General features: G+C 41.7%; 19 protein-coding genes and 1 pseudogene. 3 read left to right on the plus strand and 17 right to left on the minus strand.

Annotated elements, in window-relative coordinates:
- Positions 1 to 5 precede the first annotated feature (5 nt).
- From cysE to I2H52_RS05255, 12 genes and pseudogenes are all read right to left on the minus strand, one after another.
- Positions 6 to 623 (minus strand): serine O-acetyltransferase, encoded by a 618-nt coding sequence (gene cysE, locus I2H52_RS05200; protein WP_000539961.1) that lies wholly within the window; start codon positions 621 to 623, stop codon positions 6 to 8.
- Between the two features lie 15 nt (positions 624 to 638).
- Positions 639 to 2,852 carry a polyribonucleotide nucleotidyltransferase gene (gene pnp, locus I2H52_RS05205; protein ID WP_195594544.1) on the minus strand — a complete coding sequence of 738 codons (2,214 nt, stop codon included), beginning with the start codon at positions 2,850 to 2,852 and terminating at the stop codon, positions 639 to 641.
- A 558-nt stretch (positions 2,853 to 3,410) separates the two neighbouring features.
- Entirely contained in the window at positions 3,411 to 4,277 is an 867-nt protein-coding gene (gene metF, locus I2H52_RS05210) for a methylenetetrahydrofolate reductase [NAD(P)H] (protein WP_195594547.1), read from the minus strand.
- A gap of 93 nt (positions 4,278 to 4,370) precedes the next feature.
- Positions 4,371 to 6,620 (minus strand): 5-methyltetrahydropteroyltriglutamate--homocysteine S-methyltransferase, encoded by a 2,250-nt coding sequence (metE, locus tag I2H52_RS05215; RefSeq protein WP_049484312.1) that lies wholly within the window; start codon positions 6,618 to 6,620, stop codon positions 4,371 to 4,373.
- Positions 6,621 to 6,880: 260 nt separating this feature from the next.
- Complete coding sequence (locus I2H52_RS05220) at positions 6,881 to 7,174, minus strand: helix-turn-helix domain-containing protein (RefSeq protein WP_061454301.1); 294 nt, start codon at positions 7,172 to 7,174, stop codon at positions 6,881 to 6,883.
- Complete coding sequence (locus tag I2H52_RS05225) at positions 7,164 to 7,529, minus strand: type II toxin-antitoxin system RelE/ParE family toxin (RefSeq protein ID WP_195594550.1); 366 nt, start codon at positions 7,527 to 7,529, stop codon at positions 7,164 to 7,166. The genes I2H52_RS05220 and I2H52_RS05225 overlap by 11 nt, the downstream gene beginning before the upstream one ends.
- Positions 7,530 to 7,634: 105 nt before the next feature.
- On the minus strand, positions 7,635 to 8,051 hold the full coding sequence (locus tag I2H52_RS05230) for a TIGR02328 family protein (protein ID WP_195594552.1): 417 nt from the start codon (positions 8,049 to 8,051) through the stop codon (positions 7,635 to 7,637).
- The gene (locus I2H52_RS05235) at positions 8,035 to 8,439 is read right to left on the minus strand and encodes a YbgA family protein (protein WP_195594556.1); all 405 of its coding nucleotides are present in this window, start codon (positions 8,437 to 8,439) and stop codon (positions 8,035 to 8,037) included. The genes I2H52_RS05230 and I2H52_RS05235 overlap by 17 nt, the downstream gene beginning before the upstream one ends.
- Before the next feature lie 174 nt (positions 8,440 to 8,613).
- The gene (locus I2H52_RS05240; protein ID WP_049484308.1) at positions 8,614 to 8,847 is read right to left on the minus strand and encodes a hypothetical protein; all 234 of its coding nucleotides are present in this window, start codon (positions 8,845 to 8,847) and stop codon (positions 8,614 to 8,616) included.
- Positions 8,848 to 9,076: 229 nt separating this feature from the next.
- Entirely contained in the window at positions 9,077 to 9,868 is a 792-nt protein-coding gene (locus tag I2H52_RS05245) for an alpha/beta fold hydrolase (RefSeq protein WP_049484307.1), read from the minus strand.
- 253 nt (positions 9,869 to 10,121) lie between these two features.
- Positions 10,122 to 11,966, minus strand: coding sequence for a P-loop NTPase fold protein (locus I2H52_RS05250; protein ID WP_061426838.1), 1,845 nt, complete (start codon positions 11,964 to 11,966; stop codon positions 10,122 to 10,124).
- A 243-nt stretch (positions 11,967 to 12,209) separates the two neighbouring features.
- A pseudogene (locus tag I2H52_RS05255) lies at positions 12,210 to 14,843 on the minus strand (DEAD/DEAH box helicase family protein).
- Positions 14,844 to 14,975: 132 nt separating this feature from the next.
- Between I2H52_RS05255 and I2H52_RS05260 the strand changes: the two are divergent.
- Complete coding sequence (locus I2H52_RS05260) at positions 14,976 to 15,593, plus strand: TVP38/TMEM64 family protein (RefSeq protein WP_000076176.1); 618 nt, start codon at positions 14,976 to 14,978, stop codon at positions 15,591 to 15,593.
- Between the two features lie 278 nt (positions 15,594 to 15,871).
- Here I2H52_RS05260 and scrK read toward each other — a convergent pair whose 3' ends face one another.
- Positions 15,872 to 16,759, minus strand: coding sequence for a fructokinase ScrK (gene scrK / locus I2H52_RS05265; protein ID WP_195594559.1), 888 nt, complete (start codon positions 16,757 to 16,759; stop codon positions 15,872 to 15,874).
- A gap of 157 nt (positions 16,760 to 16,916) precedes the next feature.
- On the minus strand, positions 16,917 to 18,854 hold the full coding sequence (locus I2H52_RS05270) for a sucrose-specific PTS transporter subunit IIBC (protein ID WP_195594562.1): 1,938 nt from the start codon (positions 18,852 to 18,854) through the stop codon (positions 16,917 to 16,919).
- A gap of 378 nt (positions 18,855 to 19,232) precedes the next feature.
- Between I2H52_RS05270 and I2H52_RS05275 the strand changes: the two genes are divergently transcribed.
- Complete coding sequence (locus I2H52_RS05275; protein ID WP_195594565.1) at positions 19,233 to 20,687, plus strand: sucrose-6-phosphate hydrolase; 1,455 nt, start codon at positions 19,233 to 19,235, stop codon at positions 20,685 to 20,687.
- Positions 20,668 to 21,633 (plus strand): LacI family DNA-binding transcriptional regulator, encoded by a 966-nt coding sequence (locus I2H52_RS05280; RefSeq protein ID WP_195594568.1) that lies wholly within the window; start codon positions 20,668 to 20,670, stop codon positions 21,631 to 21,633. Before I2H52_RS05275 ends, I2H52_RS05280 begins: the two co-directional genes overlap by 20 nt.
- A 150-nt stretch (positions 21,634 to 21,783) precedes the next feature.
- Here I2H52_RS05280 and I2H52_RS05285 read toward each other — a convergent pair whose 3' ends face one another.
- The 3 genes from I2H52_RS05285 to I2H52_RS05295 all read right to left on the minus strand — a co-directional run bounded on the left by I2H52_RS05285 (position 21,784) and on the right by I2H52_RS05295 (position 24,804).
- On the minus strand, positions 21,784 to 23,058 hold the full coding sequence (locus tag I2H52_RS05285) for a hydroxymethylglutaryl-CoA reductase, degradative (RefSeq protein ID WP_195594570.1): 1,275 nt from the start codon (positions 23,056 to 23,058) through the stop codon (positions 21,784 to 21,786).
- Positions 23,058 to 24,230, minus strand: coding sequence for a hydroxymethylglutaryl-CoA synthase (locus I2H52_RS05290; RefSeq protein ID WP_195594572.1), 1,173 nt, complete (start codon positions 24,228 to 24,230; stop codon positions 23,058 to 23,060). The genes I2H52_RS05285 and I2H52_RS05290 overlap by 1 nt, the downstream gene beginning before the upstream one ends.
- 118 nt (positions 24,231 to 24,348) lie before the next feature.
- Positions 24,349 to 24,804 (minus strand): threonine/serine exporter family protein, encoded by a 456-nt coding sequence (locus I2H52_RS05295; RefSeq protein ID WP_000176910.1) that lies wholly within the window; start codon positions 24,802 to 24,804, stop codon positions 24,349 to 24,351.
- Position 24,805 lies beyond the last annotated feature (1 nt).

Consider the following 24,805-nt stretch of genomic DNA (forward strand, 5'->3'; position numbering starts at 1 on the left):
ATCCTCTACAACCCCGACGATCTGTGACTGGCTTCTCTAGCCTGCTCTAGTTTATTGACGTAGTACTCCCGTTTTTCTTCGACTTCGTGGATCGTTGGTTCATCCTTCTGTCCATGAACGCGAACAATCTTAGCTGGAATACCGACAACTGTCACATCGCTCGGAACATCTGCCACGACTACTGCAGCAGCACCGACTTTGGCATTTTCGCCGATTTCTACCGGTCCGATGACTTGGGCATGGGCTGATATGAGAGCCCCTTTTCGGACAGTCGGATGGCGTTTACCAACATCCTTCCCTGTTCCACCAAGAGTCACTCCGTGATAGAGAAGAACACCTTTTTCAACAATCGCCGTCTCTCCAATCACCAGACCTGAACCATGGTCGATAAAAACACCTGAGTCAATCTGGGCACCCGGATGAATCTCGATTTGAGTCCAAAAGCGCCAAAACTGACTGTGCATCCGAGCCAGGAGTTTGAAGCCATGCTTCCATAGAAAATGCGAGAGACGGTGGGCCGCTAAGGCCTTGACACCTGGATAAGTCAGCAAAACTTCCAAACTGTTGCGTGCCGCTGGATCATTTTCTTTTACAATATCAATGGTTTCGCGCCACCATCCCATACATTTCTCCTTTTCTTATTCTGAATCTTTTGGTGTTTCTGTAACTTCTTTCTTCGGTTTGTGATCCTTGTGATGACGTGGACGGTGAGGTCGCTCAGACTTTTCGCCTTTTTCATCATGCTCAGGTTTTGGCGGACGAGGAAGAAGGACCTTCATAGAGGCATCGATACGGCCTTTTTCATCAATCTTGATAACCTTAACATCGACTTCATCACCGATAGCTACCAAATCCTCGACACGGTTGGTACGTGTCCAAGCCATTTCAGAAATGTGCACAAGTGCATCTGTCTTATCAAAGAGGTTGACAAAGGCTCCAAATTTCTCGATACGAACAACCTTAGCATGGTAAACTTCATCCACTTTGGCTTCACGAACCAAACCAGCGATGATTTCTTTGGTACGGTTAATGGCATCTTGGTCGCTAGAGTAGATGGACACATTACCTTCTTCGTCGATATCAATCTTAACACCTGTTTCAGCGATGATCTTGTCAATGGTTTCTCCACCCTTACCGATGACAATCTTGATCTTGTCGGCATCGATCTTGATGGTATCAATTTTCGGAGCAGTTGGAGCCAATTCTGGACGAACTTCTGGAATGGTTGCTTCAATCACATCAAGGATTTCAAAACGAGCTTTCTTGGCTTGGGCAAGGGCTTCCGTCAAGATTTCTGCAGTAATCCCTTGGATCTTGATATCCATTTGAAGGGCTGTAATCCCGTCACGAGTACCGGCAACCTTGAAGTCCATGTCTCCAAAGTGGTCTTCCAAACCTTGGATATCTGTCAATACTGTATAGTTATTTCCATCTGAGATAAGTCCCATAGCAATACCAGCTACTGGCGCCTTGATTGGCACACCACCAGCCATAAGGGCAAGAGTTCCCGCACAGATAGAGGCTTGAGAAGATGAACCGTTTGATTCTAAGACCTCAGCTACCAAGCGGATCGCGTATGGAAATTCTTCCAAACTTGGCAAGACTTGAGCAAGGGCACGCTCACCAAGAGCACCGTGACCAATTTCACGACGACCAGGCGCTCCGTAACGACCAGTTTCCCCTACAGAGTATTGTGGGAAGTTATAGTGGTGCATAAAGCGTTTCTTGTACTCTGGGTCCAAACCATCGATGATTTGAGTTTCTCCCATTGGAGCTAAGGTCAAGACTGAAAGAGCCTGAGTTTGTCCACGAGTAAAGAGACCGGAACCATGCACACGAGGAAGGTAGTCCACTTGTGCATCTAAAGGACGGATTTCATCGACCTTACGACCGTCAGGACGAACCTTGTCTTCTGTGATCAAACGGCGCACTTCAGCATGTTCCATTTGTTCCAAGATTTCAGCCACATCACGCATGATACGGTCAAATTCTTCGTGGTCTGCATATTTTTCTTCATAAACTGCGGTTACTTGGTCTTTAACTGCTTGAGTTGCAGCTTCACGAGCCAATTTTTCTTCTACTTGAACCGCTTTTTGGAGGTCGCTGTTATAGGCTGCGATGATTTCAGCTTGCAAGTCAGCATCCACGTGAAGCAATTCCACTTCTGCTTTTTCCTTACCAACTGCCGCAACGATTTCTTCTTGGAAGGCAATCAATTCTTTAACAGCTTCGTGCCCTTTGAGAAGGGCTTCCAACATGATTTCTTCTGACAATTCTTTGGCACCAGACTCAACCATGTTAATAGCGTGCTTGGTACCAGCTACTGTCAATTCAAGAAGAGATTGCTCTGCTTGTTCTTGAGTAGGGTTGATGATGATTTGGCCATCTACATAACCCACTTGTACCCCAGCAATAGGTCCGTCAAATGGAATATCGGAGATAGAAAGTGCCAAGGATGAACCAAACATAGCTGCCATCGGTGCAGATGCATTTTCATCATAAGAAAGGACGGTATTGATGACTTGCACTTCGTTACGGAAACCTTCCGCAAACATAGGACGGATTGGACGGTCAATCAAACGCGCTGTCAAAGTCGCATCTGTTGAAGGACGTCCTTCACGTTTCATAAAGCCACCAGGAAACTTCCCAGCCGCATACATTTTTTCTTCGTAGTTAACTTGAAGTGGGAAGAAATCCCCAGTTGCCATTTTCTTAGACATGACAGCAGCAGTCAAGACAGTTGACTCACCGTAACGCACAACAACAGCGCCATTTGCTTGCTTAGCAACCTGACCAGTCTCTACGATTAACTCACGACCCGCAAAAGTCGTTTGAAACACTTGTTTTGTCATTTTAATCCCCTTTGGATTGATGAAATTATACGCCTTGCCTACAAAGATCAAGATACCAAGGACGTCAAAAGCAAAGTAAAAATAGGAAACTGACGAAGTCTTCGATGAAGACAAGACAGTTTATCTTTTTTACACAGCTTTTCGGCCAGGTTCAATTATCAAGATACTAAGCCGTTAAGCAACTCAAAGGAAAATAGGAAATCGAACGACGGAGCGACTGCTCCTAGGCAGATTTATCTTTTTCCACAGAGCTGTAGGCATGTTCAATTATCAAGATATAAATCATTAGAACGGTTTGATGCTAAAGCATCTAATCCTTTCACGCTAATCGCTATCAGACGATTAACTAAATGCTTTGCTAACTCTCTCGTCATATTATCGATTTGACTCGCTCGTGTCGCTATACCTTGCAGTTTGAATGCATTGTATTATTTTATACCCTCATCTTTGTATCAAGTACGTACAGAGTCTATTTTATCATATTTTTCTTAAAAAGTACGGGCTTTTCTATTAAAAAGGAACCATTCCTCTCACCTGAGAAGAATGGTTTGCTTTTTATTATCCTAAAGACTGATGATTAAACAAGGCATGGGTTGCTTGGTGGATGTATTTTGCTGTTTCAGCATTGTTCATGGTGTAGAGATGCACACCAGCAACATCCTGAGTGACTAAGTCCACAATCTGATCCACGGCATAGGCAAGTCCTGCTGCTCTAAGCGACTCAGGGTCATGCTCATACTTGTCTAAAATAGCCTTGAATTTTCGTGGAAGATGGATATTCTCACACGTTTTCAAGAGACAAAGCGCTTGATTTCGGTTAAGAATGGGCATGATACCCGCATGAATAGGAACATCAATCCCTGCCAAGGTACACTTGTCTTGGAAATCATAGAAACGCTCATTGTCAAAGAAAAGTTGCGTTACGAGACTTGAACAGCCTGCATCCACTTTCTTCTTGAGATTTTGGATATCCGAGATCTGGTTCGGCGAGTCAGGGTGTCCCTCTGGGTAGCAAGCTCCGACAATATCAAAGTGAGGTGCTTGTTCCTTGATGAACTCAATCAAGTCTGTTGCGTAGCGGAAATCCTTTTGCGGTACCACATCAGGGATGATATCCCCACGCAAGGCTAAGATTTTCTGTACCCCAACCTTGTCCAAGTCCGCAATGGTTTCAGCAACCTTTTCCTTGGTCAGATAGATAGCTGGTAAGTGGGCAATGGTTGGAATCGCCAAATCATTCTGGATAAAGTCAGCCAAACGAACCGTCGTTTCCTTGATATTAAATTTATTATTACTAGCCGTCACACTGATAAAGTGTGGCGCTAGCTCCTGCATATCTTGAAGAGCGGAAATAATCTTATCATTACCCACAGCTGGGTTTGGAGGGAACACTTCAAATGAAAGTGACGGAGTTTGGCGTGACATAGTCATTATCCTTTTCTTTTTGATTTCATGACTGCTGAGCCAGCTAGGCCAAGCAGTTCCTTGATCAGTCAGGGCCAAGAGAGAAATCTTATCTTACAATTTCTCACGCGCAGCTTTTGCTGCTTCGACAAGGCGGATCAAGCTTTCTTTTGTTTCTGGAATACCACGTGTTTTCAAACCACAGTCAGGGTTGATCCAAACTTTCTTGCTTGGAACTTTGGCAAGAATAGCATCGATTGTGTGGTCGATTTCGCCTTCATTTGGCACACGAGGTGAGTGGATATCGTAAACCCCAGGTCCCACTTCTGTTTGGAAGTTTTTCGCTTTGAGTTCGTCCAAGATTTCAAGGTTTGAACGGCTTGCCTCAAATGAAATAACGTCCGCATCCATGTTGTCGATAGCTGGGATGATATCTGTAAATTCTGAGTAACACATGTGAGTGTGGATTTGAGTATCTGGCGCTACTGTAGAGTGTACCAGGCGGAAGGCTGGAATAGCCCAGTCAAGGTAGTCTTCGTACCAGTCGCTACGACGGAGTGGCAATTTCTCACGAAGAGCAGCTTCGTCGATTTGGATGATTTTCACACCTGCAGCTTCAAGGTCAAGAACTTCATCCTTGATAGCAAGGGCGATTTGAAGAGTTGAATCCTTGATAGAAATGTCTTCACGTGGGAATGACCAGTTAAGGATGGTAACAGGTCCAGTCAACATACCTTTGACAGGCTTGTCTGTACGGCTTTGTGCGTAGCTAGACCATTTGACAGTGATTGGGTTGAGACGAGTTACATCACCCCAGATGATTGGTGGTTTCACCCCACGCATACCGTATGATTGTACCCAACCATTCTTAGAGAAGAGGTAACCTGACAAGTTTTGACCGAAGTACTCAACCATGTCGTTACGCTCAAACTCACCGTGTACAAGCACGTCAAATCCAACTTCTTCTTGCCATTTGATCCATTCGTCGATAGTTTCAGCAAGGAAGGCGTCGTACTCTTCTTGTGACAATTCACCCTTACGGAAGGCCAAACGTTTGGCACGAACTTCCTTAGTTTGAGGGAATGAACCGATGGTTGTTGTTGGAAGTGCTGGAAGTTTGAAAGCTTCTTCTTGGATAGCTTCACGTTCTGCAAAGGCTGGCAAACGAGTGTAGTCAGCATCTGTCAAACCAGCGATACGCGCACGAAGTTCTGCATTTTCACCCACACGCTCAGTCGCAAAGAGTTCTTTGTTAGCTGCAAGAGCTTCTGCACCTTGACCGTTGCGGATAGCATCCAAGTCACGGATTTCATCCAATTTTTCAACTGCAAAGGCAAAGTGGTTCAAGATAGCTGGTTCAAATTCTTCATTAGCAGTTGTAAATGGCACATGAAGAAGTGAGCATGAGCTTGTCAATACGATGTTTTCAGCTGGGATTTGCTCAAGAACAGCCAAGCTCTTTTCATAGTTGTTACGCCAAATGTTCTTACCATTGACAATACCTGCATAGAGAGTCTTGTCAGCTGGGAAGCCACCTTTAACAAGTTCAAGAGTTTTCTTACCTTCAACGAAGTCAAGACCGATCGCATCTACTGGCAATTTCACAAGGTCAGCATAAACGTCACGAACGTCTCCGAAGTAAGTTTGAAGCAAGACTTCAAGACCTTTCTTGTCAGCCAAGAGTTTGTTGTAGAGGTTCAAGAAGAGAGCTTTTTCTTCAGCTGTCAAGTCTTTGACAAGGGCCGCTTCGTCGAGTTGGATGCGAGTCGCACCAAGTTCAGCCAATTTAGCAAAAACTTCTTGGTAAGCAGCTACTAAGCTGTCTACGAAGTCTTCTGCTTTCACGCCTTCTTCAAAGTCTGACAATTGAAGGAAAGTGAATGGACCTACAAGAACAGGACGAGTGTTGAGACCAAGTTCTTTGGCTTCTTGAAACTCATCAAAGATCTTGTGACCAGCCAATTTTACTTGAGTGTCTTTTTCAAATTTAGGCACGATGTAGTGGTAGTTGGTGTTGAACCATTTCTTCATCGGAAGGGCACGCACGTCCCCTTTTTCTCCTTGGTAACCACGACCCAAAGCAAAGTAACGCTCAAGGTCAGACAAGTCCAAGTTTTGAACGGATGCAGGTACCACGTTGAAAAGGAAAGCTGCATCGAGGAAGTTGTCATAGTGAGAAAAGTCATTTGATGGGATTTCAGTGATGCCTTTTTCTTTGACAATGTTCCAGTGTTTTGCGCGCAATTCTTTTGCCGCTGCCAAGAGTTCTTCTTCTGAGATTTCTTTTCTAAAGTATTTTTCAGTTGTAAATTTCAATTCGCGGAATTCGCCCAAACGAGGGAAACCGATGATCGTAGTTGACATGATGTGTCCTCCAAAATTTGTTGTTGAAACTATCTTAACAGAAAAGAAACTGTCTGTATAATTGTAAATAATTAGGCTTTGATATAGTTTGAAACTATATCACTCTTTTAGACAACAGAAAAAGACTTGAGACCAGTGTCTCAAATCCTTTGTATAGCTTGTTTTATGGCTGTATTTTAGTTGGAATGCTCAAACGAGCTATTGGCGATTCTCATCAGTGACTATGGCTTGTTATTAGAAAAGACTATAGGTCAGTTTAATCAACTTTTTTCCTGTTCAAGTGGGACGACTGCTAGTGTCTTTCCTAAACTGGCTAAAACTTTTAAGACTGTATCCAACTGAGGACTGGTCTTGCCTGTCTCCATCCTAGCTATGACAGGCTGGCTCACTCCACTAAGTTCTTCTAGCTTTTTCTGACTGATTCCTTGCTCATGTCTAGCCTCAATCAACTCACTCATGATAGCCACTCGCATATCACTTTCAAGGATTTCCTCCTTGGTAAAGAGTTCTGACCGAACATCCTTCCAATTACTTCCAATAGCACTATTCTTCATCACTTAACCCTCTTTCTTTTATCTCCTTCAGTTCACGCTTGGCTTTATCAATTTCTTTCCTAGGAGTTTTCTGAGTCTTTTTGACAAAATGATGTAAGAGAACAAAACTCCCATCAAGCCACGCTACAAATAAAATCCTATCCCTCAGAGGTCTTAGTTCCCAAATCTCATCTTCCAAATGTTTGATATAAGGTTCACCAGCTCTAGTCCCATGCTGACTAAGCAACTCGATATAGTCGTTTAGTTTATTGAGTTTGATGCGACTATCCTTACTCTTCTTTCTAGCCAATTCTCTCATATAATCTAAGACTGGCTCATTTCCATTTTTGTCCTTATAGAAGTAAATTGTATGCACCAAGCAACCTCTTTCTAATTCAATTATAACTTAAAAGTTATTAAAAGTAAATCCTAATACTCATAAAAAGAAGACCTTAGAATCATTCTAAAGGTCTCATTTTTATTATTCGAAAAAATTACGAGAAGAGTTATAATGTGGAGCCAATCCTGACTCTGACTTCAGCTCAATGCCTTTCTCTCGGAGATTATCTAAGCACTCCTCATAGTATCCTGTATCATGCTCACTATAGATGGGACTGGTCAGCTTCTCCTCGAGTAAGTCTTGATAAGGAGGGCAGGTCTTCCCACGGTAGTTCTTGTCCAACCATTCTGGACTGACATTGTAGCCTCGGTTAGCCATTTCCTTCATAATCAAGTCATGGTAGGCATAGAGACGATAGGGCGAATGGGTAAAGACATAGTCAACCGTCGCATGCTTTCTCCCCCAGCCATTGCCACGCAATGCGCAACACTCTCGATGTTGCCCCAAAAGCTGCGGACGGGGAAGTTGTGAAATCAAATCCTCATGCCAAAGTCTCATGGGAGCCTCCTTTCAGTAAAGTCGAATGTTGCAAGTAGGTATTTGGATAGCGATCAAGCAAGTCTCGAGTCTTAGCAATCAAGTCTTCCTTAGAAGCCTGAGCAAAGCGGTAGCGATCCAGCAAGAGCATGTAGTCTTTGCGCTCAGCATCAGTCGCTTTCTTTTTAAAATAGCCCCAAATATGCTGAAAGGCATTGCAAACCTGACCCCTATGTTCTGGGATTTGACAGGCACGGTCGATCAGTTCCTGAACATGACTTACCTCCACCACTTCATTCTTCAAGTATTGGCGAATCTCATTGTAAATATTGCTAGAATGACTCAAAACGAGGTATTTGTTTCTAGCCCAGAGTTGTTGGCACTGGGATTTTTGGTTAGTTTGTTCCATGTTTCTCCTTACTTTCTATCAGTTTCCAGGAAATATGGAAACAAAGTTGTATCTTAATTTTTTAAGGAAATGTATTTTCTTTCTATTTTATCATATTTTCACTGCTAAAAATTAACTTTGGTATAACGGTTAAAAATAAGCAATGAATTAGAAAAAATCCCAAATTTTAAAATCCTAATTCCTACGTCTATGTTCTCCATCTATTTCTTCTACAAATTTAAATCCTTTTAATTCCAGTTGCTCAAGTTTCGGACGAATCTTTCTAATAACATCCTCCCTATAATCTTCAAATTCATGAGGAGGTTCAAAAGCGTATTTTTCTATCCAAAGAGTATAGGTCATATTTTCTGGAATTTTATCAAAGTCAAAATAATTTCCACTGTAGAAAGAATCTCTTGGAATTTCCAAAATGATAAAAATTCCTTATCTCCAAAACAATCTATCGCATTTCATATACTGCTATCCCATGACTTAATTTGCCCAAATTTATTAACTACACTGAGATAAGTCAATAGGAAGATTTCTTCTCCTACCTACAGTTCTCGTGCAAGTTTTATAGGTTCTATCTCTTAAAAACTTATAAATTGCTAAGTTCAACAAACTAGGATTTGTCGATTTTACAGTAGTTACAATATCTTTATAGCCATTTATTTATATATTTCCTTATTAAATCATTTACTTCATCAGGATTATCTTGATTTGAATTATGAGCGGCATTTTTAATAATATGTAGTGGGTATCCTTCCCTTTTGTGCCACTCTCTTGTATACTGCGACACTTTACCAACCTTATCGTTCTCCCCAAGTAAAAGTATTACAGGACATTTCAAATTTATTTCATGATTTTCAGGAATAAATGCTGCTTCACCTATCCACATCAAATGGCATAGTTCCCTTTTACTATAGATTGAGAGCATAAGTTTCATACTGTTCTGAGTATACTCAGAAACACCACAACCTTTTGCCATAAAATCTCTTAGCATTTTATCTGGGTATAGTTTACTTAGCCACTCAATCTGGTTTAACCAAAACATATCTGATTTGCTATAATAATTTCCAAAAGGAACGCTATCTATAGAAATAAAACCTATTGCTTGTTCTTGATGTCCTTCTATGTAATATTGAGCTATCATTCCTCCAAGTGATTGCCCAATAAATATTGCCGATTTAACATTCTCTGTTTTTAATATAATTTCCAGTTCTTGCGTCACTAATTTGTAATTAAACGTACTGTATGGTCTGGACTCTCCGTGACATGGGCAATCCCAAACAATAATATTGAAATCCTTTTTAAATTCATCTACTTGTTTATCATATAATCTATGATCAGCTGTCAATCCAGGAAGCATTACAATGCATGGTTTTTCGACATTTTCATTAGTCCAATAATACGTATTTCCTTGTTCCGATTCCACACTTTTTTTAATCATCCTATCTCTCCACAAATTCCAATTTATCTACACTGCTTTAATCTTCTCATTTATCAATTCAATAAATACTATCACAATCACTCCATTAAATAAATATATTATCTTTTCTATTTTATCATATTCCTAGAAAAACCACTTGAACTAGGGAGGACGAGTGGGAGCGAAATTTAACACGAGAAAAGGGTACAAGCATGAAGAATATTACTAAAAGGAGAACATACTAACCAATTATCCTTTAAAACTCATAGATTGCCTACCAGTATTCCCTATCTATTTTCTCCTCAAATGTAAATCCTTTAGCTTCCAATTGCTCAAGTTGCGGCTGAATCTTTTCAATGACAGACCTATTCTTTTTCATTTTATCTTGATTTTCACCCATCATAAGAAAATATTTTTTGTTTCTAGGAACAACATCAAAACAGTAATAACCCAATCCATTTGAAAGAATTCCTTGAAATTCCCAAAATACTAAGAACTCTCTGCCTCCAAACTGCTCCATGGCATCCCAAATACTTCTATTCCAACTTTCAAATTCATTAAATTTTTCAATTGAACTAAGATAGGTCAAGAGAAAGAAATCTTTTCGTCTTAGCTTAGCGAAATTTTCATTATTAATTTCTAAGTTTGAATAGTGACGACCCAAATCATAGAAGGTCAGCACTCTATGTTTTTCCATAAAATAAAGTATCTCAGACGGATCCAAACCTTCTTTTCTCAGAATACTTTCCCAGAAATTCACAATTCTACCTATTATTTCCTCACTTAAAGGACTATTCCTCTCATATCGGGGAATTTCTTCATTTAACTTTTCTGCAACAATATAGTCCATTGCAGGGCTATTATAAGATTTAAGAGATTCCTGTATAGTCATACGTAGTAGTTTAGCTTTCTGATTTTCAGAAAAAGATTTATATTCACTTGAGAGATATTGATAAAAATCAGTCTTATGATTCCCCTCTCTTAGTTCTCTTGATAATTCCTGACTATCTGTCTCAAGTAATGTATCCATTTCCTCTTTTGTACGATTTAGAGATTCTTCATAAAGAAAATAGGCCGAGCCATTCATTTTATAGCTTGGTGGATATTGGTTAAGAGCTGATTGTTGAATGTCTGACAGTATTTCTTGTATGCTTCGTCCAAACTTGAACAGCCATGTAAAACTAATTTTTTCATCATCCTTGACTTTTATTTCTTCAGCCTTTAATAATTGTTTATATAATTCAGGATAAAAAAGGTAGGTATAGATAATCCAAAGTTGCTGTTCCTCCTGAACATGTCCTAATTTACCCCTTGAAAAGAATTCTTGATTGACATAGTCATTAAAATGATTTCTATCTCGCAAATTTCTATTTTCAAAGCTGAACCTTTTCCAAAAATCATCTGACAATCTCGTACTAAATTTCTTTCCTAGCAACTCAAAATAATCTTGCCAAATATTTGATGGGTGAAGAACAAATGGTAGTTCTATCCGTCTATCAATAATTTTAGAGAGGAAATTATTGTCGTTAAGATGCACTTTCTCAATATCTCCAACAAAAACAATTGGAATCTTGCCATTAAGCAAGCTAAAAATTTTATAACTCTCCTCTTGTTGTTTGTTAGACATTCGATCAAAATCATCAATAACTAATACTTTTCGAGATAATGATAGACATTTAGAAGTTAGTAAACAACTGTAAAAACCATCTGATTTGATTTTAAAAAATTGATAGATTGCTACTAATAAAACAATACTCCCAATAATTAATTTAACACAAAAAGATTCAAAAAAAGAACTTAAACCCAAATCAACTACATTAGTCATTAAGATAGAAACTGCGACACATAAAACTATGAAAATCCTTAAAAGGCTATATACCAACGGGTGTAATTTTGAAAAAACAATCTCAATCGTTGAGCGGTTATCGTTTAATCTCCAAAAGTCTATCGTAACTAATTTTTTATTAGTATTCTTACCAACTTCAACTAGAAATTCTGTTTTTCCAGAACCCCAGTTCCCATTTAAGAAATAAGTTTTATTTTCTTCAAGTAATTTAGCAACATTTTTAGCTGCTACTGAAGTATCAAAGTGCTTTAATGTAATAAATCTATCATCCATAGTATTTCTTTCTAAAAAACAAAATATTTCATAGCGCCTACTTTTATAAAAATTATACCACGAATCCACAAAAATCCCCTTAGAAATCCTTTTCTAAGGGGTTGTCCTTATCCAGCTACTTGTTCTATTTCTTCTACTTTAACTTTCTTCTCCTTCTTACTTGAACTAGTCAATCGTCTCTTACTGTCTCTAATTGTGTTTATATTTTAAGAGAATTTACTTATTTATCTCTTGTAAACTCCCCTACTCCAACCGGCTTTTAACCTTCTTCTTAATCAAGATACGGTCGTTTTTGTTAGAGAGAGCTTTGATACGAGCTTCGAGAAGGGTTTTCCTTCCTGCCTCTGTTCGTGTATAGACGAGGTGATAGCGTCCGATAGTCGGCGTCAGAAAGTCGAGGAATTTCTGTGCTTCTTCCTTGCGCTTGTCAAAAAGACTAGGCACGGCATAGTAAGGTGACTGACCTTGTCGGACTTTCTCTGCCTTCAAGAGATAACGCTGGTTGTCCACTGGAGCAAAGAACTCTCCCACAGTCTGCGCAAACAACTCCTTGTCCCTCATGCTTCCTCCCTTGAGATAGGCAAAGACCATGTAGTTTTCCTTGTCCTCCTCTACCTGAACACGGGATTGATCATCCGTTAGATGCCCCGAATCTAGCAGAGCCTTTCGGATCTGCTCACCCAGAGATTGCAAACGTTTATAAGGACTCTTATAGCGGAGGTAGCGCCAAGATGCAAAGACTAAAAAGAGGAGACATGCTGTCGTAAGCCACCAAACACCGATCAATCTCAGTCTAAATAGCAAGACCAACAAATCTACTGCCAACAAGAGCAATGACATGCGAACCCATTTTAATGCATCAAGCAAGAGCATGACTGGGACCTTCTGTTTTTGAGTTGCGACTTCTGTAACTACCTCGAACTGATCCGCTACGACAAGAGCTTCCTGCCATTTTTGTCTCAAGCCTGCTCGATCCTTGGAGAGACTCTTAACTCGCTCATTGTACTCACTGATTTGCTTTTTCTTAAAAGGGGGCTTTGGAAAATCCAAACGATCCAAACCGGTCTCAATACTCTCCTGATTATAGGCCAATCCAAGAAAATGCTCCATCCGTCGCGACAAGGTCTGCAGATCTTGATTGCTCTCTGGTCTAGGCTCCTCACCAGGAAGAGTGATAAGTGCTTGCGCTTGAACGGCTACCAGATGCCAGATGTTACTGGTCTTTTCTGGATGTCCCGACCAGATACGAATGGCACGCCCGCGCATCTGGTTACTCAGCATAAAGCTCCCCACAAAGCTTCCGAGGATTAGGGAATTAACGCAAGGAGCATCCCAACCCTCTCCGAGGAGAGACTTGGTTCCGACTAGGACTTGAATCCGCCCTCGTTGAAAAAGCTCCGTCACTGCCGCTACGATTCCCTTAGCTGAGCTCGGAAAACCAACCTGCACATAATCTTTTGGATCCAAGTGACCAATAGGTGAGAAACTAAGAGGAACCTGAGGCAAGAGATCCTTAAACTCTGCTGCCACATCGGTAGGCAAAATAACGACACTACCTGACAAGACAGCCAAAGACACAGGTATCTCTTGCTCCTGAGCTTTTCGACGAATGCTTTCAAAATAAGGGAGTACCCCCAACTGAGAAATGGTTGCCTGATTATCTCCCAGATAGGTGGCAAAATCCTTGCGAATATAGTCAGCTAGTACTAACTGTCTCAGTTCCAGACCTAGACTCTCATACTCCGTCAAAAAGATATCGGCAATGGCAGACAACTTCCCTAGAGATTGGCTTAAAATCTGGTCAGAAGCCTTAGACTTAACCAGATAAACCTGACGTTTTTCCACCAACCCACGCGCCTTCAAGTCAGCCTCTAACTTTTTCCTATATCCATCTGGATCCTAATACCAATCTGGTGTCTGATAGAGTATGCTCTGCAACAGCGTCTCCAGCCAGTAGGAGGTCAATGCTGGAAGCTTCTGGGTTCCCAGTAAATTTTGCAAAGAGGGAGGAATCGTTAACCCCTGAGAATGCATATAAATCAACATAGCAGACAAGTACTTGGGATCTTCTAAAAGCAAATCAGATGAAATATCCCCTTTGAGGACCTTAGACCCTGCTACAAATGTTTGAAAATCAGGATCGACTATAAGGTGATGAATATAGTCCCACTTAGTCTCCTCAAACCGTTTGAGACGTTCCGCCTCTTCAGCTGTTGGTGAACACATATAGACAAAATCCTGATGAGGGCAAAGAGTGTCTTCCTTGACTAGTTCAGGTACCGTGATTTCTTGATCGATCTCCCCACACATACGGATATAGCGTTCCCAGAGTTCAGGCTCGCTGTCATAAGGTGGTGTCGCTGTCAGGGAGATGAGTTTCAGCGGTCCATACTGCTTGCGAAAGGCTTCCAGACTTCTCCACCATTCATTGCGCAGGTGGTGGCATTCGTCTAAACAAAGAGTCGCAACTTTCTGAGCTCTTAGGCTTGCAAGCAAATCAAACCCCACAAAATCCTCTGCTTCTCCATCTTCTTGTGATTGAAGTTGGTTCATGGCACTATGAAAGGCCTGATAGGTCACAATCGTTAATGCCTTCATCTCCTTTAAGTTTTGGGAAACGAGGGCTGAAAGCCTCTGACCCTCCCCTAGAAAAGCAGTTTGGATCCTATCTACCCATTGTTCACGAATGGTGACAGTCGGAACTAAGATGAGGGCTGGGTTGCCAAAACGAGCGATTAGCTCGATACCAATGGTGGTCTTTCCAGATCCTGGAGCGGCCACTAGATGAACATGACCGTCTGCTTGATAGTCCTGAAAACGATCCAAGACCTGTTTTTGATATTGGCGCCAGCTTCCTTTAAAGTTTAAACCTAACATGATACCCCTCATTCTATACCGTCATTTTCTTATTCTCATTTTACCACACTTATTTCACCAGTCAGATAATCCAGATAGTTTTTCTCCATAAAATATGGTATAGTAGAATCATACTATCTATGAGGAGTTTACATGTCACAGGATAAGCAAATGAAAGCTGTTTCTCCCCTTCTACAGCAAGTCATCAATATCTCATCTATCGTCGGAGGAGTCGGCACCTTGATTTTCTGTATTTGGGCCTATCAGGCTGGAGTATTACAGTCCAAGGAAACACTATCAGCCTTTATCCAGCAAGCTGGGGTTTGGGGACCACCACTCTTTATCTTTTTACAGATCCTACAAACCGTCGTTCCGATTATTCCAGGAGCTTTGACCTCAGTGGCTGGGGTCTTTATTTACGGCCACATCATCGGAACCATCTATAACTATATCGGCATCGTGATTGGCTGTGCCATTATCTTTTACCTCGTGCGCCTCTACGGAGCTGCCTTTGTCCAGTCCGTCGTCAGCAAGCGTACCTATGACAAGTACATTGGTTGGCTAGATAAGGGCAATCGTTTCGAGCGGTTCTTTATCTTTATGATGATCTGGCCTGTCAGTCCAGCTGACTTTCTCTGCATGCTGGCTGCCCTCACCAAGATGACCTTCAAGCGCTATATGATTATCATCATTCTGACCAAGCCCTTTACCCTAGTGGTTTATACTTATGGTTTGACCTATATTATTGATTTCTTCTGGCAGATGTTTTGAGAATAGAATATAGCCTGATACTAAATATACTTTGGTATGGAAATCATGCCTATTTGTCAATAGTGAAGCGAGGACTTACCTAGCCTTTCCGCCGTGATAAAAACACCTGAAATCTAATGGTTTCAGGTGTTCGGGAACTTTGAGACATTAGGCTCAAAGTTTAGGTATGGAATTTCGAAGAAAGTCGCTACCGTCCGTAATCACTTAAGGAAAGGCTCAAAAAAATTTTCATCAAACAAAATATCCGTTTGGTTTCCCAAGCGGATATTTTGTTTATTTTATTTTGCAACACTCTTAGCAAGAACAAAGTTTCCAAGTGTGGCAGAACCATTTCCAGCGACTGCTGGTGTCACGATATAGTCACGCACGTCTGGTACTGGTAGGTAGCCGTTGAGAAGAGCTGTAAATTTCTCACGCACACGGTCCAGCATGTGTTGTTGGGCCATGACTCCACCACCAAAGACGATGACGTCTGGACGGAAAGTTACTGTAGCATTGACAGCAGCTTGAGCGATATAGTAGGCTTGGACGTCCCAGACAGAGTTGTTGAGTTCAATATTTTCACCACGAACACCTGTACGGGCTTCGAGACTTGGACCAGCCGCAAAGCCTTCCAAACAGCCTTTGTGGAAAGGACAAACGCCATTAAATTCTTTTTCAATATCCATTGGGTGTTTGGCTACATAGTAGTGACCCATTTCAGGGTGACCCACACCACCGATAAACTCACCACGTTGGATGACACCTGCACCGATTCCTGTACCGATAGTGTAGTAGACCAAGTTCTCGATACGGCCACCAGCATTGTTACGGGCAACTACTTCACCGTAGGCAGAGCTGTTTACGTCTGTGGTGAAATACATGGGTACATTTAGGGCGCGACGAAGGGCACCAAGCAAGTCTACATTTGCCCAGTGAGGTTTCGGAGTTGTTGTGATAAAGCCATAAGTTTTTGAGTTTTTGTCGATATCGATCGGACCAAATGAACCGACAGCAAGACCTGCAAGATTATCGAATTTTGAAAAGAATTCGATGGTTTTATCGATGGTCTCGATTGGAGTTGTTGTTGGAAATTGTGTTTTTTCTACAACGTTAAAATTTTCATCTCCGACAGCACAGACAAACTTTGTACCGCCTGCTTCTAAGCTTCCGTATAATTTTGTCATGATAAACCTCTTGTTTTTATTTTCTTTATTATAGCATACTTCAAAAAGTTACTTTTCTCTATATTTTAGTTTTTCCTCTGTAAATCTTACTATCTAATAAAAACGAACAAACATGATATTTGTTCGTTTTGTTTTTAAATCTGATTTTCGAAGAAGACTAGGCTTTCACTTCGATGATAGCGTCACCCTTGACAACAGAACCACTTGCGACTGGTGTCACAGAAGCATAGTCTGCTGTGTTGGTTACGATAACCATTGTTGTGTCGTCAAGACCTGCGGCAGCGATTTTGTTTGAGTCAAAGGTTCCAAGAACGTCACCTGCTTTGACCTTGTCTCCTTGAGCAACTTTTGCTTCAAAACCTTCACCGTTCATTGTCACAGTATCGATACCAACGTGGATTAAGATTTCAGCTCCATTTGCTGTCTTCAAACCGTAAGCATGTCCTGTAGCAAAGGCGATCGATACTTCGGCATCAGCTGGTGCGTAAACCACGCCTTGGCTTGGTTTTACAGCGATTCCTTGTCCCATTGCACCACTTGAAAATACTGGGTCATTGACATTCTCAAGAGCAACTACGTCACCAACGATAGGAGTTTGGATTGTTTCATTTTGAAGAGTATCAAACTCTTCCACTACTGGTACTTCTACTGTAGTTTCAGTAACTGTTTCTGCAGTTGCTGCTGCAGCCTCATCAGCAAAGACACCTGCCGCTTTTGTTTTACCATAGAAATAAGTCAAAGCAAAGGCTGCAACAAATGAAATCACTTCTGCAACTACATACATAGGGATTGAACCTGCTTTAATAGATAGGAATCCGATAAATCCAGCTGCTCCCAAAGAAACTGCAATGACATGGGTCAAACCTGCCACAAAGGCACCAACTGCTGAACCAGCAAGAGCACAGAAGAATGGGAATTTATATTTCAAGTTCACCCCAAATAGGGCAGGCTCAGTAATCCCAAGGAAAGCAGAGACAGCCGCAGAACTTGACAATCCTTTAGTTTTAGCATTTTTAGTCAAGAAGTAGATTGCGAGAGTGGCTGCACCTTGCGCCACGTTTGCCATTGAAGCAACAACAAAGATATAGTCACCAAATCCAGTACCGTTATTATTGTATGCCGATAATAACTGAGTTTCAATAGCAGGGAATGATTGGTGAAGCCCTGTCATAACAATCAATGAGTATGTTCCACCAAAGAGCCCCATACCGAATGCACCTGTAGTATTATATAACCATACAATAGCATTAGTAATGGCATCAGAAACCACCAACATCACAGGACCAATAACTGTAAAAGTTAGGAATCCTGTAATCATAACTGATAAAAGCGGAGTAAAGGTGAAGTCAACTGCAGATGGCAATTTTTTGTGGAAGAATTTTTCTAAAGTTGCCAACAACCAGACAGCCACAAGAACTGGAATAACTTGGTAAGCGTAGTTTGTTTGTGTAACATGGAAACCTAAAATATCCCAAAAAGCTTCTTTACCACCCAAATCTGGTGTGGTCATAATCATACCGATAGCCGCACCAAGAAATTGGTTTGCCCCAAAACGTTTAGCCGCTGAAATCCCTACTAAAACAGGTAAGAACATAAATGGGGCAGCAGACATCAATTGAATCATCGCTGAGATCCCTTTGATAGCAGGGTACATGTCTTCAATAGATTGAGGTCCAAATAAGTCTGGTGATGTCAAGAAATTACGTAATGCCATCAAAAGACCACCCGCAACCAAGGCAGGAATGATTGGAACAAAGATGTCTGACAAAAGCTTAATCAAATCCATCAATGGATTAAATTTTTTGTCTTTATTCACAATCTCTTTTAAATCATCTGTGGAAGCTTCTTTCAAACCTGTTTTTTTGATGATTTCTGCATATACAAAGTTAACGTCTCCGGGACCAATAATAATTTGGTATTGTCCGTTAGTGCTAAAAGTTCCCTTCACATCCGCATTATTATCTAGAGCTACTTGGTTCACTTTCGTTTCATCTTTTAACACCAGACGAAGGCGAGTCGCACAATGTGCTGCAGCTACAAGATTCTCTTTGCCGACAGCCTCAATGACCTCGGCAGCAACTTTACTATAATCCATAGCAAAAATCTCCTTATAAAAACTTTGTTCTTGTTTGAAAGCGATTTTATTCGCCCTACGACTATTATTTTATCATGTTTCTAAAATATGTCAAGCGTTTTGCAGGATTTTTTATTTCCTTTCTTTTGCTCCTGATTATTCTTGCTCATTTTTGAGGGATATTTTCTTTTTCCTCAAAAAAATATCTTTATATTTGAGGAATCAAGGCTTTTATTTACATTTTCTTTCATTTTTTCGTGAAAATTTACCAGATTCCCTTTGTTTGATTTCTGGTAATCGTTTGACATATTTTTCTTTTTTTTAACATAAAAGACTTGCTTTTTTTGCCGAAAACGTTTACTATTAATAATAGAATAGAACTTATGGAGGAAAGATAAAATGGAATGGACAACCGAGCGTCGTTATAGACCCTATGGAGATTGGACGCAAGAAGAAATTCAACATATAAAGGAAAAGATGGCACAATCTCCCTGGCATACTCATTACCATGTTGAGCCAAAAACAGGACTTCTCAACGACCCAAATGGCTTTTCTTACTTTGATGGCAAGTGGGTCCTCTTTTACCAGAATTTTCCTTTTGGTGCAGCACACGGTTTAAAATCTTGGACACAGCTAGAAAGTGATGATTTAGTGCACTTCACAGAAACTGGAGTCAAAGTTTTGCCAGATACTCCATTGGATAGTCACGGTGCCTACTCTGGTTCTGCCATGCAGTTTGGCGATAACTTGTTCCTATTTTATACTGGAAATGTCCGTGATGAAAACTGGATTCGTCACCCATACCAGATTGGTGCTTTGATAGATAAGGATGGCAAGATTACAAAGATTGACAAAATCTTGATTGACCAGCCATCAGACTCTACTGACCACTTCCGCGACCCGCAAATTTTTAACTTCAAAGGTCAATACTATGCTATCGTCGGTGGACAGGATTTGGAGAAAAAAGGCTTCGTCCGTCTCTACAAGGCTGTTGACAACGACTACACAAACTGGCAAGCAGTTGGTGACCTTAACTTTGCTAATGACCGCACTGCCTACATGATGGAATGTCCAAATCTAGTCTTTGTAGGCGAGCAACCTGTCCTTCTCTACTGTCCACAAGGATTGGATAAAAAAGTTCTAGACTACGATAATATCTTTCCAAATATGTACAAAATCGGGGCTTCCTTTGATCCTGAAAATGCTAAAATGGTAGATGTGTCTCAACTTCATAATCTAGACTATGGTTTCGAGGCCTATGCAACTCAAGCCTTCAACGCTCCTGACGGACGTGCACTAGCAGTAAGTTGGCTTGGTTTACCAGATGTAGCCTACCCATCTGATCGATTTGATTATCAAGGTGCCCTCTCACTGGTTAAGGAACTGACCATCAAAGATGGGAAACTCTACCAATACCCTATCGCAGCTATCAAAGAACTTCGTTCTTCTGAAGAGGTCTTCTCAAATCGTACTCAAACCAACAACACCTACGAAATCGAACTAAACTTAGAAGCCAATAGTCAGAGCGAGATTGTCTTACTTGCTGATAAAGAAGGCAAGGGACTTTCAATCAACTTTGACCTTGTAAATGGTCAAGTGACAGTGGATCGTAGCCAGGCTGGAGAACAGTATGCCCAAGAATTTGGGACAACTCGTTCTTGCCCTATCGATAATCAGGCTACTACTGCTACAATTTTCATCGATAACTCTGTCTTTGAAATTTTCATCAATAAAGGAGAAAAAGTATTTTCTGGTCGTGTCTTCCCACATGCGGACCAAAATGGGATCCTCATCAAGTCTGGAAACCCAACTGGAACTTACTATGAATTAGATTATGGTCGCAAAACTAACTGATGTCGCAAAACTTGCAGGCGTCAGCCCTACTACCGTCTCACGGGTCATCAATAAAAAGGGTTATCTATCTGAGAAAACCATTCAAAAGGTTAATGAAGCCATGCGAGAGCTAGGCTACAAGCCCAACAATCTGGCTCGAAGCCTCCAAGGAAAATCTGCCAAGTTGATTGGACTTATTTTCCCAAACATCAGTCATATCTTTTATGCGGAGTTGATTGACAAGTTGGAACACCAACTCTTCAAAAATGGCTACAAGACCATCATCTGTAACAGCGAACATGACTCTGAAAAAGAACGGGAGTACATTGAAATGCTGGAGGCTAATCAGGTCGATGGTATCATTTCTGGAAGTCACAACTTGGGAATCGAAGACTACAATCGTGTGACGGCACCGATTATTTCCTTTGACCGAAATCTATCACCAGACATCCCTGTCGTCTCCTCTGATAACTACGGTGGCGGAGTCCTCGCAGCCCAAACTCTGGTCAAGACAGGCGCCCAGTCTATCATCATGATTACAGGAAATGACAATTCCAACTCGCCTACTGGACTACGTCATGCTGGCTTTGCCTCTGTACTCCCGAATGCTCCTATTATCAATGTTTCGAGTGACTTTTCTCCCGTCAGAAAAGAAATGGAAATCAAGAATATCTTGACCCATCAGAAACCAGATGCAATTTTTGCTTCGGATGATTTGACAGCTATTCTGGTGATCAAAATCGCTCAGGAGCTGGAAATTTCTGTTCCTGAAGAGCTCAAGGTCATTGGCTATGATGGGACTTACTTTATCGAGAACTACTATCCTCACTTGACAACGATTAAGCAGCCTATGAAAGAGATTGCCCAACTCACTGTCGATCTCCTCTTGCAGAAGATTGAAGGTAAAGAGGTCGCGACAACCGGTTACTTCTTACCAGTCACCCTATTACCAGGAAAAAGTATTTAATACTCTTCGTAAATCTCTTCAAACCGCGTCAGCTTCCATCTGCCATCTCAAAACAGTGTTTTGAGCAGCCTACGGCTAGCTTCCTAGTTTGCTTTTTGATTTCCATTGACTATAAGCACAAGAAAACTCAGACTGATTTGTCTGAGTTTTTTATGATCTTAAGTTTTTGAGATAACGCTGGGCTGTCTCTAAGTTAAAGGTTTTATCTGCGATGAGGCGCTCAACGAGGGGAGCAACTTCGGACTCACTAGCACCTGCTAGGAGAGCTAAGGATTTGGCCTGCAATTTCATGTGGCCTTGCTGGATGCCCGTACTTACCAAGGCTTTGAGGGCCGCAAAGTTTTGGGCGAGACCGATAGACACGATAATCTGAGCTAATTCTTTGGCTGAAGGATTTCCCAGTAGTTCATGACTGAGGGCTACACGAGGGTTGAGACCGATAGAGCCACCCTTGGTCGCTACCGGCATGGGTAGGGTCATCTCACCGACCAATTCTTCTGAGTCCCTATCGAGACTCCATCGGCTGAGGCCTTGATAGCGTCCATCTCGACTGGCAAAGGCATGGGCCCCAGCTTCGATGGCACGCCAGTCATTACCAGTGGCAATCAAAATGGCATCAATACCATTAAAAATCCCTTTATTGTGAGTAGCTGCTCGGTAGGGATCAGCCTGTGCAAACTGGCTAGCCAAAGCTATTTTCTCCGCAATTTCTCGTCCTTGGTCCCTTTGGGGACTCAAATGGCGAATGGCGATACGACAGCTTGCTGTCACCAGAGAATCGGTCGCGTAGTTGGACAGGATCCCCATAAGGCTCTGTCCTTGACTGAGTTCTTCTAAGACTGGTTTCAAGGCTTCCAGCATGGTGTTGAGCATATTGGCTCCCATGGCTTCCTGGGTATCGACATGGAGATAAACAACAAGAAAGTCTGTTTCACCTTTGATCTGCTCTACATGCAAATCACGCGCCCCACCTCCGCGTTTAACGATGGACGGATAGGCTTGATTGGCAAGTTCCAAGAGCTCCGCCTTCTTGCTAGCAATTTTCTCTTGCGCTTGTTCAGGATTAGCAACTTGATAAAGGGTTACCTGACCAATCATCTGGCGCTCATGTACTTGAGCAGTAAAGCCACCTGCTCGCTTGATGATTTTGCTGGCATAGCTGGCCGCAGCAACCACGGACGGTTCTTCTGTCACATAGGGAACTGTGTAGTCCTGACCGTTCACCAAAAGCTCTGGAATGATCGAATAAGGCAGAGAAAAAGTTCCTACCACATTCTCACTCAGCTGATCTGCAACAGCCAAGCTGACTTGTTCATCCTGCTCCAGACTCGCTTGCTTGTCAGGACTAAGGAGCGCCTGGGCTCGCAACAACTCAAGGCGCTCATGGTATGATTTTTTAGAAAATCCATTCCAACTTCTCTTCATTACTTTTCAACCTTGCTATAACGGCGTTGGTGGTCGAGAATTTCAACCAAGGCATAGTCTTGATTTTCAAAACCTGCAAACTGGGCTGAACCAGATTCATCCAACTCTACCTCTTCGAAGAAGACTTTTTCATAGTCTGCAACAGACAATGCTGTACGTTGCTTGAGTTTGGTCAAACGATCCTTATCAAGGTAGGCCTCATAGCCTTCAACCAGTTCTCCACTAAAGAACTCTGAAACTGCTCCACTTCCGTAACTGTAGAGGACAATTTTATCTCCAGCCTTCAAATTTTCTGCATTTTCCAAAAGGGAGAGAAGCCCAAGGAAGAGGGAACCTGTGTAGATATTCCCAATCATCTGACTGTAGAGAATGGACTTATAAAAGTTTTCTTGCAGACTATCCTTTTTTTCCTGAGACAAAGTCTTATCCATCATCTTGCGCAAGCCTTTTAGGGCTAATTTGGGATAAGGCAAGTGGAAGCAGATAGCCGCAAAATCATTCATAGTCCAATCATAGCGTTTCTTGTATTCATCCCAAGTCGTCGTAAGACTGTCAAGATATTGCTGAGTTGAGTACAAGCCGTTTACATAAGGAGTAGTTGAATAGTTCGGACGCCAGAAATCCATAATATCACGCGTTTGAGCAACGTTATCATTGTTAAAGGTCATGATGCGAGGATTTTGGGTGATCAGCATCGCCACGCTTCCAGCTCCCTGAGTTGGCTCACCCGGAGTTCCCACACCATACTTGGCAATATCACTGGCGATGACCAAGACCTTGGACTTTGGAGAATTTTCCACATGTAACTTGGCATAATGGAGGGCAGCTGTTGCTCCGTAACAAGCTTCTTTGATTTCAAAACTGCGAGCGAACGGCTGGATACCTAATAGACCGTGAACAAAGACCGCCGCCGCCTTACTCTGGTCAATCCCTGACTCGGTCGCCACGATGACCATGTCGATTTCTTCTTTTTCTTTATCTGTGAGGATAGAGTTGCTTGCACTGGCAGCTAAGGTGACAACATCCTCAGTCAATGGTGCAATGCTAATTTCGTTTAATAAGAGACCCTTACTATATTTATCCGGATCAACTCCTCTTGCTTCTGCTAGGTCTTGTAATTTCAAGACATATTGACTGGTCGCAAAACCAATCTTATCAATACCGATTGTCATATTTACCTCTGTTTTTTCATTCATTGTAAAAAATCGTTCTATTCTATTTTATCACAAATAGGAACAAATGAGAGAAAAAAGACTTGATTCAACAAATCAAGTCTTTGCTTTGACAGCCTTAGGAGGAGATCCCTCTCTGTTTTCGGATGTAGTAATAGAGCTTTAAAATCACCGTTCCACTTGCCATCCCGATAGAAATGACCAGAGCCAACATAACTACTAGTGTTGCACTGGTAAGGGCATGACTGTAATCGCCTGTCACAAAGAAGGCTGTCGTTCGATAGGATAGATAACCGGGCACCAAGGGGGCAAGAATGGCCAAGACAAAGACCACTGCTGGCGTCTTATATACAATACTTAAAATTTGGCTGATACAAGAACCAACTACTGCCGCAATAAAGGTCGCAACAATAACATTGGTTGGTTCTTTGAGCACGAGGTAGAGGAGCCAGACACCCATTCCCAGAACACCACCAGGTAGGAGCATGGAGCGCTGAACATTTAGTACGATTAGAAAGGTGATAATGGCGAGTAAACTCGCCACTGCTTGGAGTAAAATACTTGTTAGAGTCATC

Source organism: Streptococcus oralis, assembly GCF_015561235.1.
GTDB lineage: Bacteria > Bacillota > Bacilli > Lactobacillales > Streptococcaceae > Streptococcus > Streptococcus oralis_BK.